Below are 15519 nucleotides of genomic sequence, written 5' to 3'. Positions count from 1 at the left end.
AGGCGCAGACATCAAACAAGAGAGAGTGGACTTCCGTTTGTAAAGCTAATTTAAAAGCTAATTTATCAGTTCTATTTTTTTAAACATGCTTCTTTTCTACACTAACCATTCCAGTGCCCGGACACAGGATGAATACCCCATATATCGGTTGCATACTCACTGATTGTCCGGTCACTGGAGAAAATGCCTGAATGTGCTGTGTTAAGCACAGCCTTGCGAGTCCAATCCGAAACATCACGATACGCTTGATCAATCGCTACATGTGCGTCAGCATACGCTGCAAAATCCCGTAATACAAAATATTCATCCCCATGTGCGAGCAAAGAGTCATAAATATCCCAGAACTCCCCATCCCGATAACAGAATGCCCCCGGATGCACCAATTGCTCCACGACTTCACGAATACGTTCATCCTGATCCACGATTTCGTTCGGACGGTAGTTACCGTTCCGATAATATTCCAGCACTTCGTCGGCACGCAAGCCATAGATGAACATATTCTCTTCACCGACCTGCTCTGCCATCTCCACGTTTGCCCCATCCATCGTGCCAATCGTCAGTGCGCCATTCATCATAAATTTCATATTACCTGTACCCGAGGCTTCTTTCCCCGCTGTCGAGATCTGTTCACTGACATCTGCCGCAGGGATAATTTTCTCGGCAAGCGAGACAGAGTAGTTCTCCAGGAAAAAGACCTTCAACCGGTCATTTACCGCTGCATCGCGATTCACGGTATCTGACACCGTATTGATCAGTTTGATGATCTTCTTGGCAAAATAATAACTTGGCGCGGCCTTTGCTCCAAAAATAAACGTGCGCGGCACCATATCAAACGACGCATCGCTTTTCAACTTGTTATACAGATGCATTACATGCAGAATGTTCAGGAGCTGTCTTTTGTACCCATGCAACCTTTTCACCTGCACGTCAAACACGGAATCCGGGTCAACGGGTACACCCGTGTGATCCAGGATGTAGGACGCCAGACGGTTTTTGTTATCTCGTTTGATTGCACGAAATTGCTCCTGGAACGCGGATTGATCGGCGTAATCAGCCAGTTGCTCCAGTTTGCCTGGTTCCGTGATCCATTCATTGCCGATCGTCTCTGTAATAAGATTCGACAGCTTCGGGTTGGCATGCATTAACCAGCGACGGTGTGTAATACCATTGGTTTTATTGTTAAAACGTTCAGGGTACAGGGCATAAAACGGCGCCATCTCCCGCTCTTTCAATATCTCCGTATGCAGTGCAGCCACACCATTGACACTATGACTTCCTACGATGGCAAGGTGTGCCATGCGAACTTGATCATTCGCAACAATCGCCATTTGCTCAATTCGTTCGTCATCACCCGGATAACGATCTAAGAGCAACCCGCAGAACCGTTTATTAATCTCTTCAATAATCATATAAATACGTGGCAGTAGCTTGCTGACCATGGATACAGGCCATTTTTCCAGCGCTTCGCTTAGTGTCGTGTGATTGGTATAAGATACCGTGCGGGTAGTAATATCCCACGCTTCATCCCAGCCGTAGCCTTTATCATCCATTAGAATTCGCATCAGTTCGGGAATGACCAGCGTAGGATGGGTGTCATTGATATGGAAGGCCACTTTGTCCGGCAAGCGGTCATAAGACAGTCCCAGCTTGCTAAATGTACGCAGCGCGCTCTGCACTCCTGCGGAACACATAAAATACTGCTGTTTCAAACGTAGCAACTTACCTTCGTATTGGGAATCATCCGGGTACAGGAATTCCGAGATCGACTCCACGGAACGGCTGTAATCCAGGTATCCGTAATAGTTCGATGGGGTGTCCAATGACGTCTCCCGTTTCGGCTCCGCACTCCATAACCGTAATGTGTTCACATGGGACTGGCCATAACCGATAACGGGCACATCATACGGTACGGCAACAACCGATTCAGCATCCTTTGTCACGAAACGGTAATGTCCATCCTGCTCATAGGCTTCAACCCGGCCCCAGAACTGAACTTCCACCTTTTTGTCTGGACGGCGAACTTCCCATTCATTGCCCTTATCCAGCCAGTTATCAGGTAATTCTACCTGATTACCATTAATAATTTTTTGCTCGAACAGACCGTATTTATAGCGGATACCACATCCATGTCCCGCATAGCCAAGTGAGGCCAAGGAGTCCAGGAAACAGGCAGCAAGCCTTCCGAGTCCTCCATTGCCTAGCCCTGCATCTGCTTCCTGTTCCTCAATACATTCCAGTGAAAAGCCAAGTTCCGCCAGACTGTCACGAACCAGTTCCAGCTCATTTACGTTTAGCAGATTGTTACCGAGCAGACGTCCAATCAGAAACTCCAGCGAGAAGTAATACACCTGTTTATCCTGACGCTGCTTGAATCCCTGATTCGAGGCTGCCCAGTCCTGACCCACATATTCCCGAATCATACTGCCGAGCACATGGTACACATCTTCCTTGGTAGCTTCTTCAATTGGTTTGCCCAGTTTGCTGACGAGATTCCGTTGAAAGATCGATTTGAACGTTTCTTTGTTGTCAAACAAAAGTAGGTTCCTCCCGGTGAAATCCTGCGGGTAGGGGCGGTTCGTGATTTAAAGTAATCAGGCCTCTCTGCTAAGTGACCGTTTCGGTCACGAATCATTCTTTCGATCGCTGTTGTCTCTTCCATTTCCTGATCACCTTTCACAAGGTAGAAATGGAGAGACAAAGGCGAGCGCTTCGCTTCTCCAGAATTGATTTCGTGCCCTGCACTACGCTGCACGTTAGTGAGAACGCGAACCCTGAGTTACTTCTAGTGCACACAAACCTGAAAACTTACCCGCAAGATTTTATTTTTTTATATATAGTTATGGATGATATCGGATAGATTTCGGTTTTAAATAATAGTGCTTTTGGCTAAAATATACGGGTTCGACGGGGCACCGATTAACGTCTGCCCGCCGGTCAGCTTCACATCTTTATCCAGAATGACATTCTCCAGCACAGTCCCCTCGCCAATATAACATTTCTGCATAATGATCGAACCCTTAATCTTCGCACCCTTAGCCACATGCACACCCCGGAACAGGATGCTGTCCTGCACTTCACCGCCTACGATGCAGCCATTGGCAAGCAAGGAATGTTTGACATCCGCCGATTCCAGATATTTGGCGGGGGCTTCGTATTTGATTTTGGTTTGCACGGGATCTTCTTTGAACAACTGTTCATATTGTCCTGTATTCAGCAGATCCATGCTATTACGGTAATAGCTGTCAATCGAGTTAATTACGGCATGATATCCTTCGTAGGCATAAGCCGCAATCTTCAATCCGTTCGGGTTTTTCAGGATGGCGTCACGGAAGAAATGAGTCTCCCCATGTTCAATGCAGCGCTGCACCTGTTTAAGGAAAAGTTCTTTTTCCATGATGAAAATCTCCGTATATATATTCGTATGGTCAGCACATTGGTGAATGTCCACCACATTGCCATCTTCATCATGATCGACTTTGACGCAGGATTCATGCTCAGGCAGCACTTGGTCTACTTTTTTGCAAACCAGCGTGACGTCAGCTCCCTTACGGATATGATACTGGTATACATCCTGAAGATCGGCCTTAGTCACATGGCGGCTGCCTGCGTGCACAACGTATTGCCCGGCGCCTCTGTGGAAGAAATCCAGATTGTTGTGAAAATGTTGCAAATCTCCCTGCGACGTGTCCGTTGGATCGTTCCAATCCGGAGGAAGAATAAACATGCCACCATGTTTGCGGTCCAAATCCCAAGGCTTACCGTCACCCAGATGATCCATCAGCGAACGGTATTTGCGGCGAACAAAGACACCAATGCTCTCAATACCCGCATTCATCATGTTAGACAGGACAAAATCAATCAGACGATAACGCCCGGCATAAGGTACCGCGGCTCCGCAGCGAAAGTACGTCAATTCCTTCAATTCTTCCAGTTCATGGTCTAGGTTAATAACTCCAATTAGTGATTTCATGCCGCGCACCGTCCTTTGCCAACATTTTGGTCAATCAATTTGCTATGCCTTGACGCAATTGTCTTTCCAATTCTTCCTGATCTACCAGTAAGATGTCACTCTCGTCTCCAGGCGCGGGGGCAATCTGGGTTCCATCCGGAATGACTAAGCCTTCGGCGATAATGGCGTTGTGAATGGACACATTACGGCCAATTTTGACCCGAGGCATAACAACGGAATCGATTACTGCACTGTTCTCTCCCACCTCAGTTCCATAGAACAGGACGGAATGATTCACTTCACCGTGCACGATGCTGCCCTCACTGATGATGCAATTGCGCACCTTGGCGGCAGGAGATATATATTGAGCAGGCTGGTTAGGGTTACGGGTGAAAATCCGCCAGTTCGGATCATTCAGATTCAGCGGTGTTTCCTCGTCCAGCAGATCCATATTGGATTCCCACAGACTGCGAATGGTTCCAACGTCTTTCCAGTATCCTTGGAACGGGTAAGCAACTAAAGATTTGTCATTTTCAAGCAACAACGGAATGATGTCTTTACCAAAATCGTAGGAGGTGGATGCCTGCTGTTCGTCCTGAATCAGGAAACGTTTAAGCACATCCCATTTGAAGAGATAGATGCCCATGGAAGCAAGTGTGCTTCGGGGCTGAGAAGGTTTTTCTTCGAACTCATATATGCTGTAGTCTTCATTCGTATTCAAAATACCAAAGCGGCTCGCTTCTTCCAGAGGAACATCAATCACGGAAATGGTGCAATCCGCATTCTTTTCCTTGTGATACTGGAGCATCTTGTCGTAGTCCATCTTATAGATATGATCACCGGATAGAATCAGCACATGTTCGGGATCAAATTGTTCAATAAAGTTCAGGTTACGGTAAATCGCGTCAGCAGTCCCGCGGTACCAGTTACTTCCATCTTCCCGTTCATGGGGAGGAAGCACATAAACCCCGCCATTTTTACGATCCAGGTCCCAGTCACTGCCAATACCGATGTAGGAATGCAGTACAAGTGGTTCATATTGGGTCAACACACCCACGGTATCGATACCTGAATTCGAGCAATTGCTGAGCGGAAAATCAATAATGCGGTAGGTTCCCCCAAAATAAACAGCGGGTTTTGCCAGTGATTTCGTCAATCCCTTTAATCGTTTCCCCTGCCCTCCGGCGAGCAGCATCGCTACAACCTCTTTTTTTGCCATCATTACAGCCTCCTCCACGTGCATTCATTCTGATTCATTTCAGAGCCCATAATCGATATTCTGTTGTGAAAACACGGCTGTCTTGATTAGGAGCATGCTGTACAGATGTGTAACGGAATAAAGACATCATTCATATGTAACCGGACGTCTTTCGTTAGATGATCACTGGAATGTTGATGCGGATCGAATTAATGATCCAGTTTGGTTCGAATTTCTTTTCAAATGCAAATAATGCGACGATGATGATGTGTTTTAATGCATGTAGATGGTGTTGGTGTTGCAGAGCATGTTGATTGTGTAGAAAATGACTTGGCTTGCCTTGTAGACTGTGTTAATGATGGGTAATGAAAAATGAGCTTATTACCCATTAAACAGGAATTCGATCGGGGAATCTTGCGGTAACAGCAAATTTGAAAAAAAATCAGGGCATCGCTGGTTTGAACCTTACGCGCTCCTGTAACGACGCTGTTATTTTAATCTATTCGATAGACACGAATTAAAATCCTCTTGGTAATAATATGGTAAACAGCGGGTGATCTGAACCTTTTATCCTATGGTACTAACAAAGAGGGTCTTATGAATCAGAAATGGGCGATTTTTTTGTAAATTTTTAGAGGAATATAATAGAAATGTGTCGAATATCAAAGGTGGTATGAAAGTAAGATCAAGACATTCAGCAATGAATCGAGAAATTACATACTAATAACTATAAATTATTTGGAGGTCTGTATGTTTACAAGCAGTTTATGGAATCTGGGGTCTTGGGCAAATGTTTTTACAATAATCGGGGTCTGTATCCCCTTAATCACAGCTATTATTGGAGTATCTAGATATATAAAAAAAACAAAGAGAAAAACTATATTTTCTGATTCAAAACCTGACATTGCATACTTTACTGATAGAATAGAAATCACCAAAGATATTTTTGAAGAGTTACAAAGTTCTAACGGAAAACAAATGTTTCAAATATTTGGTCCTCCAGGCGTAGGGAGAACAGAATTCGCCAAATTGATAAATATGGCTATCAATTATAATTGTCAGACGCAAGATGAGGAAAATTTCATTATCTCAACCGGATATAAAAAAGAATTAAATGTACAAGCTTTTTTCATAACATGTGAAGATGATAGTTGCTACCAGATGGCAGTTAAACAAATATTTGAACTCCTACTAATTGAGGGGGAACCAGGTCTTAGTTACTCATTAACTGCCCATTTGATTGCTAGGAAAATTCGAAATAAAAAGAGAACTGTCTTTATTTTTGATGATATCAAAAACTATGACGAAAAAACTAAATTCTATGAACTTTGTAATGAAATCATTGGCAAACTGAAAAAAATGAATTTGAACAGTCAATGTATCTTTATGCTATTCTATTCTGGTGCAGTTGAGAGAAAAGAAATAAATAATAGTAATATAAAAACTTCTGATATACTTAATTTTGAGAAAGATTATATGATTGAATATTTGGATAAGAAAAATATTTCACTGAATGATACGGACAATGATAAACTGTTTTCTTTAACAAATGGTAACATTCATACACTTAGTTTGATCGCTGACAAGTACAATGCAGATATCAATAATGAGAAGATGAACTCTATAAATTGGGAACATGTCACTGATATTTTCTACCAAGATATAAATGATGATGAGAAAAGATTGTTCAGATGTATACTATCTTTCTCAATATCTAAAAATGAGGTTTCCATAAAAATGCTGGAATTACTCAATGATTCTTCCCTAGATACAATAAAAAAACAACTTGATAAATTAGTAATAGAAGGTTTATTAAGAAAAAACAAAAACTTTTCCTATTCAGTTACAGAAGCCTTACTATTACCATCCATTAATAAGGAGATTGAATACATTCAATATTTCCAAAATAAAATACTGGATTTAGTTCAGCAGCAAAAACTGTTCTTGGAACATAAAGTTGTTCATGAATTCATCCAAGGTATTGAAACGGATGTCAAAGCGAAGCATATAATAAATACACTAAAAATTAATAATGACGCTAAAGATTATACAGCTACTCTGAGAATCCGTTATTTATTTAAAAATATTTTTGTACTGAAAGAGCAGATTGAACATCACAATGAAGTTGATTCTGTTTTGTTTTTTGAAAAATTGAGTTACTATATTGCGGAAGCGTTAACGGGTTACGGCGCATATCAAGATGCAATTGAAGAGATTGAAATGAACACTAATCACTGTATAGTACGACCTGATACTGTTTCGTCGGAAAACTTCGATATAGTTTTTCTGTTAGGCAATTTATATCATTTACAGAATGAATATGTAAAAGCTATAGAACATTTTAAAAAGATGATAGATTCGACACATGTAAGGCAATCCTTCAGATTTAAATCTAAATGTTATTGGGGGGTAGCCCACTGTTATCGTCACATGGGTCTTTTGGATCTAGCTATAGATTTTTATAATGAGTCTATAAGAATTTGTAATATTGACACTGTGCAGACAAGAGACATATATATTAAATGCATGAACGAAATGAATAACATTTTCTTTTATAGGAACGAGAAACAGCCTTTTAGCTTTAAAATAATTGATTCTTATATCACAGAAGAAAATTCGGTAGCTGATCTTTCAACCAATAAATACAAAGCTATCGAGCAAGGGATACAAGGAAACTTTGATAAAGGAATAAATTTATTAGAAAAAACGATAAAAATATATGAGAAGAAAAGTGAACGATTGCAATTCAATTTATTTTTTGAAATGGGAGAGTTATTAAGACGCAAGAAAGACTTCAAACAATCTATAAAATACTTCAAAAAAAGTTTGGACGCTTCGCTCCTGAATGGAGATAAAAATATTGAACTATACAGTAGTTTGGGTATACTCTCCGTTGAATTAGAAACAAAGCACCATCACTTTACAAATTCAAAAGAAGAACAATATCAATTACTTGAACACTGTTTAGGCCTTTGTAAAGACAAAGATGATAATGTTTGTTTTGAACTTGGTAAACAGCACGTGGGGGCAATCCTCAATATCCTAAATAACAAAGCACCCAGCCTGTACGATAAAATGCTACCTTTATTTTAGGCATTTAAAGTTATATAAAAATTGGAGAATAGGACAACCCACACCGCATTAATTAATAATGTGGTATGGGTTGTTTTTCATAATTTCATTGAAGAAACACTAAAAGTGAAATTCAAATCTTCTGGTACTTTCAAATCTTTAATTTGTTTTTGTATATTTTGGTTAGAATATTGCAAATTCTGTACTATTTTTGCTATCTGCACTACAGGATTTTCTGTCCATGCAAGTCTTGCTATTTCTTGAGTCCCTAGCCTTATACCATGCTCATTAAACAACTTTTTGTTCTTTTTATTGAGTGTAACATTATTTCTGAAAGCATTACTGAACATAGTATTCATAGTGTCCTGGCTCGTTCTTATAAATATTTGATGTGTAAACGTAGGAGTGTTGTTAAAAAAAGGGATATCAAAATCATATTCTTTAAGTACCCTCCCTAAATCTCTTGAATACTCTATCGTTTTTCTTGCATAATCTACCCCGAATTTTTCCATCTCAAACAAAGTATAAAGTAAACTTACGACTTGATGCATTTGGGTATTCCTAAGATATTTAGGGCTTATGTTTTCGTCCAATTCTTTTGCTATTTCTTCATTATTAGTCATGATTAGACCATTGGCTGGTCCAGGTAGTGTTTTGTGTGTACCACCAAACAACACGCAATTTATTGGAGTTTCCAGTGGATTAGCTACTTGTTTCCCTGCAATTAACCCCAGCGTTTGGCTAGCATCATATAAAAATAACGTTTGGGAAGGAAGGTTCAACTTATTGTAATCTGGAGCCTTTATAATATCCGATGGTGCATATAACAAATATTTTATATCTTCTTCTACTAGGGTTTCGTAAATTTTTTCATAATCTAAATCGAATTCTTCATAGTTATATGGCATATCAATGATTTCTAAACCTAATCTTTTACATACATGCTCCATTGAAGGGTGTCCGCCTGATGAACTAGTGGAAAGCATGATTTTGTCACCTATATTTGTAATAGACATTAACAAAGATGTAACACAGTTCATACCTGATAAGGTTCTAGCATCAGCATACTTTGCTGAAAATAATTTTAAACATTGTGAATTAATTAGTTTATAAACTTCATATAAATGTTCACTCCCAATAAAATTTTCCTCAATACTAAATGAATTTATTCCATTCATTATGTATCTCTCTTGGTAATCTTTTAGTAGGGGTATTTTAGAGAAATCTGACATTCTATTCTCGGCGGCACATAGAGGCAAGGTGAGCCTTTTTTTTGCTAAATAGTCTTCTTCATTTTTTTTGAAATTTAAATATCCTAAAACAGTCTCTAACACTACAAAACCTCCAAATAATTTATAGTTATTTGGAGGTTTTTCTCTACACTTTTAAGTTATTTCTTGGATTAAACCTCGACAGCACATCCTTCTTTCGCTCCACAGAGACTTCGGTATAGATTTGTGTCGTGCTTACATTGGTATGTCCAAGAATCTCCTGTACCGATCGCAGATCTGCACCATTATTCAGCAAATGAGTAGCAAAACTATGGCGAAGATAATGCGGAGTTGAATTTTTACTTACTTTTGACATATCTCTAAATTTCGAAAAAATGTCCTCTATAGAATATATGGAGAGCCTATGGCCGTATTTATTAAGAAAAAGAGCGTCACTTTGAGGTTCGAAGTTCTCACGAACTTGGAGCCAGCTCTTAATCTTTTGAATAACCTCTTCACTTGATATATATAAGAGTCGCTCCTTACGCCCTTTCCCAAAGATGAGCACGGTTCTCTCTTCAAGATCAATATGCTCAATATCTATACTAACCAATTCACCAATACGAATCCCGATGACGTATAACAACTCAATAATTGCGGCATTTCGCAGGTTTATCCTCTTTCGAAAAATCGTGTGTAACTGTTTCATATGCTCTTCGGGGGCATTTAACAATTTCTCAATCTCATTGACGGAAAGTGTCTTGGGAATGCGCCTTGCCGTTTTGAATTTCTTCCCGTAACCGTCGATGGGTGATTCCTTCAGATTTCCGTTCTGCACGAGATAATTGAAGAATGCTTTAAAACATATGTATTTCCTCTTAATCGTAGAGTCTTTAAGCGTCTGTTCACTCGTTAATTGTTCAAGGTATTTACGCAAATTATCTCTAGTTACTTCGTGTAATACATGTGAATCAAGCCAGATTACAAGTCTATTCAGATCAGATAAATATGCTCTGATGGATTTATGAGACAGATTGCGTTCTACACTCAAATAGATCTCATACTGTCGCAAATAATGGTTTAGATCAGTTGTGCTGAGTTTCATGATGCCTCCTGAAGTGCATGTCATATGCTGCCAATAGTCCGACCTACATTATTACGCATTAGACTTTATTTGTGAAGATGTCTATAGACACATTGAATACGTATGCATCAAAGAAGCCGGATTTCTCCGGCTCTAACACTGCACTTATCCTATTTTACACTCCAATTCACCCGTATAGCTTACATAAGCTTGCAGATCATATACCACATTGCTTAATACGTACTGCCCCTGATTCACAAAAACTTCAATCAAGTTAGGTTCTACAAAAATGTTGAGTTCACAGTTCCCCTGAAGCTCCGGAGTCTGAAACTGAAGATCATATTGATCCAAGCCCCTAAACACCTCTGCCCGATCGGTATGCACTCTTCCGTCTTCCAGCCATATGCGATAACCACCAATATCCAGAACCTGACGTTCCTGCAACGCAACTTTCAATTGAAATGGCTTGGCATAATTAATCTGCTCGACAGGGATAGGGGTCTTAAAATGTGTCTCCACCTCAGGATGCACTCGGAAATATATCTGTTCGCCCTCGACCTCGATGACTCGTGGCAAGGCCATCATGCCAATCCACGGCTTCTCACCCGGATTCTCCACAGGTAGCGGCATCCGCATCCAGGCTATCATGACTCGGCGCCCTGCTGCATCCAGATTCGTCTGAGGCGCATACAAGTCCCCACCATAATCGACCATATTCAATTGATCCGGAATGATGATATCGCAGCTCTCTTCTTTGAAGGAAACCAGACTGCACATCGCGTGACTTGTATACAACGGTTCGCTTTGAATCCCTTCCGGGGACATCAGCAGTACAGTCTGCTGGGCTCCACTCGAATGATCCAACAAACTGAAAATATCCGGGCACTCCCACATATACCCTAGCCCTGACTTGGTGTAGCTGTTCACATACGTCCACTGGAGCAGATCCTCACTTGAATAAAACAAAAGCTTGCCCTGTCGATCTCTCGTCTTGGTGCCCAAAATCATATAATACCGATCCCGGGACTTCCACACTTTTGGATCACGTGTATGCGTGCGATCCCCCAGAACAGAATCGACGATCGGAGGTATGATCTGCTGCTTAGAGGTCAGGTTATCAAACGTATAGCCATCCTCCGAGATGATCAAAGCCTGACTCGACTCGAATTGATCATCCACAATCACATGAATGTTCTCTTCATTGAGCACATCGTATTTGACAGCGGTATAAAATAAAAACATTTGGTCTTGCACTTCGAGTGCCGTTCCAGAGAAACAACCATTTTGGTCATACCCTTTGCTTGGATATAGGGCTATAGGATGGTGCGTCCATGTGACCAAATCCGGGCTGGTCGCATGACCCCAATGCATGGTGCCCCACTGCAGGCCATACGGGAAGTATTGATAGAATAAGTGGTACTCTCCTCGGTAATAGATAAACCCGTTCGGGTCATTCATCCAGTTGCCAGGTGCTTTTACATGTAATTGATCCTGTTTCATCACGGCCTCCATCAACGATTTAAATAAATCGGAGTCTCCAACATAGTATGTAACGTCAACATTATTAACTTCTTCAACAACAGATGTAAGCGTATCCCACAATTCATATCTATTCAAGTCAAATCAAGTCAAAAAAAGCCGCTGATCTCAGCGACTCCATTGTACCATTATTTATTTCTCTATAGTCTAAACCTGAGTAGTATAAAAGCTTCTCTTCAATCTGTTCTAGATTATCTTTCGGAAAAGGTTCATAACCTCATCCTTGGACGGTTGATACGGATTACCTGGTGCACAAGCATCTTTCATTGCATTACTTGCAAGCAACTCCACATCCGGGTTCTGTACCCCAAGTTCGGACAGCTTTTCAGGAATCCCCACTTCTTTGGCCAGGTTCCGAATCGCAGTAATGACGTATGCTGCACATTCCTCATCGGTGCGCTCCTTTACATCCATCCCGATCGCCTTGGCGATATGACGGAATTTGTCCGGCACATGTTTGGCATTCATCTCTTCAACATAAGGAAGCAACATCGCGTTACACACACCATGCGGTAGATCATATACCCCGCCTAATTGATGAGCCATGGCATGAACATACCCGAGACCCGCATTGTTAAAAGCAATACCTCCCAGGAAACAGGCGTAAGTCATATACTCCCTTGCTTCCAGATCAGTCCCATCCTTCACTGCTCTTGGCAAATATTCAAAGATCAATTTGACCGCAGCAGCAGCCGTTGCACTTGTAACCGTAAATCCGCCTGGTGTAACCATTGCTTCAACCGCATGGGTTAACGCGTCCATACCCGTTGCAGCAGTCAGACTCGCAGGTTTACTCAGCATAAGTTCAGGATCATTTACCGACAGATCAACTAGACAGTTCCGGTCTACCATCACCATTTTCACTTTTCGCTCCTCATCTGTAATCACGTAGTTCATCGTTACCTCGCTTGATGTACCAGCTGTTGTATTCACAGCTACCAGCGGAACCGATTTGGTTCGGGATTGGTGCAGTCCTTCATATTGACGGATGTGTCCACCGTTTGCAGCAACGATTCCAATCGCTTTTGCAGCATCCTGCGGTGAACCTCCGCCTATCGATATAATGGCGTCACAGCCATGGTTCTGGAATACTTGTAACCCTTCATGCACTTGCTCGCATGTTGGATTGGGCTGTACCTCATCATATACGACATAGTCTAACCCTGCTTTCCGCAGCGTAGACAATACACGTTCGGCAATACCTGACGTAACCAGTTCCTGATCCGTAACGACCAGAGCCTTACGTATACCCATCTGTCCAATCATTGGAGCTGCATCCTGCAAACACCCTCTACCCATCAAATTCACGGGTGGGACATAATATGCATGCGTTGCCATCTGAACCAGCCTCCTGTAACCCTGATTTACTACCTTTATTGTAACTGAATCCGTTTCCAGCTATAGTGAAATAAATCACAATCAACTGATAAATGTTACATTGTCCCATGCAGCTAACCGGATTTTATAGTTTCTTTGATCATAAAAAAGACGACTTGGACACCCGCAGGGTCTAAGCCGTCATATCGTTTGATTACTTTTCCGATTACAATGCCTTGTCGTTTACACTATCAAGCCAAGCTTCAATCTCACCAATGACGGATGATACACAGCCGTCTTCAAATGGTGATTTTAAACCAGCAAGCTCCACCAGACCTGTGAAGGACAGGCTACCACCAGCTTTGCACAAAGTCAGATAATCAGCCCATGCTGATTTCATATCTTCATTACTGCGTTTCCAGAACTGGAACGCACAGATTTGTGCCAGCGTGTAGTCAATGTAATAGAATGGTGAAGAGAAAATATGACCTTGTTTATGCCAGAATCCGCCTTGCTCCAGATATGCGTTATCCTTGTAGTTGATATGCGGCAGATAAGTCTTCTCAATGTTACGCCAAGCCTGCTTGCGTTCTGCTGGTGTCGCATCCGGGTTCGCATAGACAAAATGCTGGAATTCATCCACAGATACACCATATGGAATAAACAACAGGGCTGAGGACAAATGATCGAACTTGTACTTGTCTGTATCTTCCTTGAAGAACAGCTCCATCCATGGCCAAGTGAAAAACTCCATACTCATGGAATGAATCTCTGCGGATTCAAATGTAGGCCAGTTATATTCCGGTACCGCGAAGTTGCGGCTTTCATACACCTGGAAAGCATGTCCAGCTTCATGGGTCAATACATCAATGTCACCCGACGTACCGTTGAAGTTGGAGAAAATGAACGGCACTTTGTAATCGTTCAGGAACGTGCAATATCCGCCACCCTGTTTGCCTTTTTTGCTTACCAGATCCATCAATTCGTTGTCAGTCATCATCTGGAAAAACACATCTGTTTCTGGTGAAAGTTCTGCGTACATGCGTTTCCCGTTCTCTACGATCCAGTCCGGATCACCTTTGGGTGTTGGGTTGCCCGTTTTGAAACTGAAGCCCTGATCGTAAAAATAAAGCGTATCGACATCAATCCGGCTACGCTGACGCTCTCTGAGCTTGGTCGCAACAGGTACGATGTAGTCGCGGACTTGCGCACGGAAATTAGCGACCATCTCCGCATTATAATCTGTACGGTTCATACGGTCATAACCAAGCTCCACATAGCTTGGATACCCCAGTTTTTTCGCAATCTGTGTACGTACCTTCACCAGTTCATCGTAAATGCGGTCAAATTCAGCTTCATGCTCCGCCATAAATGTATACCGGGCTTCTGAAGCACGTTCACGCATCGAGCGATCCGTAGACAGCTCAAACGGATGAAGCTGAGGCAGCGTGCGCTCTTCACCTTCGAATGGAATTTTGGCAGAAGCAATCAGCTGATTGTATTCTGTAGAAAGTTTATTTTCCTTCTGGAGGTCTTCAATGATCTCCGGGCTGAATGTTTTCAAAGCTTGCTCAGCGAGTTGAAACAGTTGGGGTCCCCACTTTTTCTCTAGTTCTGCACGGAACTTGGAGTTCACCAGCGCACGGTAAAAATCGGTAATGTATTCCTGAACAACAGGCTGACTATCATCCAGGAATTCATTCTCTGCCTTATAAAACTCATCATTGGTATCAATAGAATGACGGATATAGACCAGCTGTGCTTGCGTTTCAAAATCGTTACGCAAAGCATTGATCTTGTCCATGAATTCACTCTGCTCTTCCACTGTAGATGCCGCTTCGAATCCCTTCAGCAGTTCACCGAAAGAGGTCTTGATGTGTTCCAGATCGGGACGTGTATACGTGTATTCACTAAACTTCATTTATGTACACCCTTTCCTGTTTGGCAAATTTCGGGAAAAACCCGAGAAGCTATCCCTTATTATACAAAAGTGAAGCCTAAAAATCCCAACTTTACGAAAAATATTTGTCCATCGGTCAAATGCTTTTACAAAAATATCAAATAAGCCCGCCTCGCATCCGCGAAGCAAGCTTATAGGCTTGTCTTTTTTTCAATTGTTCCTATGGATGGTTCCACAATTAATGTTTGT

9 protein-coding genes are annotated in these 15519 nt (G+C 41.7%); 1 reads left to right on the top strand and 8 read right to left on the bottom strand.

Going from position 1 to position 15519, the window contains the following annotated elements:
* Positions 1 to 101: 101 nt before the first annotated feature.
* The 3 genes from ACT89M_RS12650 to ACT89M_RS12640 all read right to left on the bottom strand — a co-directional run bounded on the left by ACT89M_RS12650 (position 102) and on the right by ACT89M_RS12640 (position 5168).
* Complete coding sequence (locus ACT89M_RS12650) at positions 102 to 2534, bottom strand: glycogen/starch/alpha-glucan phosphorylase (protein WP_487345253.1); 2433 nt, start codon at positions 2532 to 2534, stop codon at positions 102 to 104.
* Positions 2535 to 2866: 332 nt separating this feature from the next.
* Positions 2867 to 3970, bottom strand: a complete 1104-nt coding sequence (gene glgD, locus ACT89M_RS12645) for a glucose-1-phosphate adenylyltransferase subunit GlgD (RefSeq protein WP_487345252.1) — start codon at positions 3968 to 3970, stop codon at positions 2867 to 2869.
* Between the two features lie 34 nt (positions 3971 to 4004).
* Complete coding sequence (locus ACT89M_RS12640) at positions 4005 to 5168, bottom strand: glucose-1-phosphate adenylyltransferase (protein ID WP_487345312.1); 1164 nt, start codon at positions 5166 to 5168, stop codon at positions 4005 to 4007.
* Between the two features lie 729 nt (positions 5169 to 5897).
* On the opposite strand from ACT89M_RS12640, the gene ACT89M_RS12635 reads away from it, so the two are divergent.
* Positions 5898 to 8240: a tetratricopeptide repeat protein gene (locus ACT89M_RS12635; protein WP_253494989.1), complete on the top strand. Its 2343-nt coding sequence runs from the start codon at positions 5898 to 5900 to the stop codon at positions 8238 to 8240.
* A gap of 77 nt (positions 8241 to 8317) precedes the next feature.
* Here ACT89M_RS12635 and ACT89M_RS12630 read toward each other — a convergent pair whose 3' ends face one another.
* The 5 genes from ACT89M_RS12630 to ACT89M_RS12610 all read right to left on the bottom strand — a co-directional run bounded on the left by ACT89M_RS12630 (position 8318) and on the right by ACT89M_RS12610 (position 15291).
* Positions 8318 to 9553 (bottom strand): PLP-dependent aminotransferase family protein, encoded by a 1236-nt coding sequence (locus ACT89M_RS12630; RefSeq protein WP_154958802.1) that lies wholly within the window; start codon positions 9551 to 9553, stop codon positions 8318 to 8320.
* A 43-nt stretch (positions 9554 to 9596) separates the two neighbouring features.
* Entirely contained in the window at positions 9597 to 10535 is a 939-nt protein-coding gene (locus ACT89M_RS12625) for a tyrosine-type recombinase/integrase (RefSeq protein WP_253494991.1), read from the bottom strand.
* A 144-nt stretch (positions 10536 to 10679) separates the two neighbouring features.
* On the bottom strand, positions 10680 to 12131 hold the full coding sequence (locus ACT89M_RS12620) for a glycoside hydrolase family 32 protein (RefSeq protein ID WP_487345251.1): 1452 nt from the start codon (positions 12129 to 12131) through the stop codon (positions 10680 to 10682).
* 108 nt (positions 12132 to 12239) lie between these two features.
* On the bottom strand, positions 12240 to 13391 hold the full coding sequence (locus tag ACT89M_RS12615; RefSeq protein WP_339838422.1) for an iron-containing alcohol dehydrogenase: 1152 nt from the start codon (positions 13389 to 13391) through the stop codon (positions 12240 to 12242).
* Between the two features lie 205 nt (positions 13392 to 13596).
* Positions 13597 to 15291 (bottom strand): M3 family oligoendopeptidase, encoded by a 1695-nt coding sequence (locus ACT89M_RS12610; RefSeq protein WP_253494997.1) that lies wholly within the window; start codon positions 15289 to 15291, stop codon positions 13597 to 13599.
* Between the last annotated feature and the right edge of the window lie 228 nt (positions 15292 to 15519).

It is taken from the genome of Paenibacillus sp. NN59 (assembly GCF_057597225.1).
The sequence above is the reverse complement of the archived record's forward strand: the minus strand, read 5'-3'. Positions and strand labels throughout refer to the sequence as shown.

Excerpts from the sequence above, each read along its gene's own strand:
- glgD (WP_487345252.1), bottom strand. The coding sequence starts at position 3,970 with ATGAAATCACTAATTGGAGTTATTAACCTAGACCATGAACTGGAAGAA.
- ACT89M_RS12640 (WP_487345312.1), bottom strand. The coding sequence starts at position 5,168 with ATGGCAAAAAAAGAGGTTGTAGCGATGCTGCTCGCCGGAGGGCAGGGG.
- ACT89M_RS12635 (WP_253494989.1), top strand. The coding sequence starts at position 5,898 with ATGTTTACAAGCAGTTTATGGAATCTGGGGTCTTGGGCAAATGTTTTT.
- ACT89M_RS12625 (WP_253494991.1), bottom strand. The coding sequence starts at position 10,535 with ATGAAACTCAGCACAACTGATCTAAACCATTATTTGCGACAGTATGAG.
- ACT89M_RS12615 (WP_339838422.1), bottom strand. The coding sequence starts at position 13,391 with ATGGCAACGCATGCATATTATGTCCCACCCGTGAATTTGATGGGTAGA.
- ACT89M_RS12610 (WP_253494997.1), bottom strand. The coding sequence starts at position 15,291 with ATGAAGTTTAGTGAATACACGTATACACGTCCCGATCTGGAACACATC.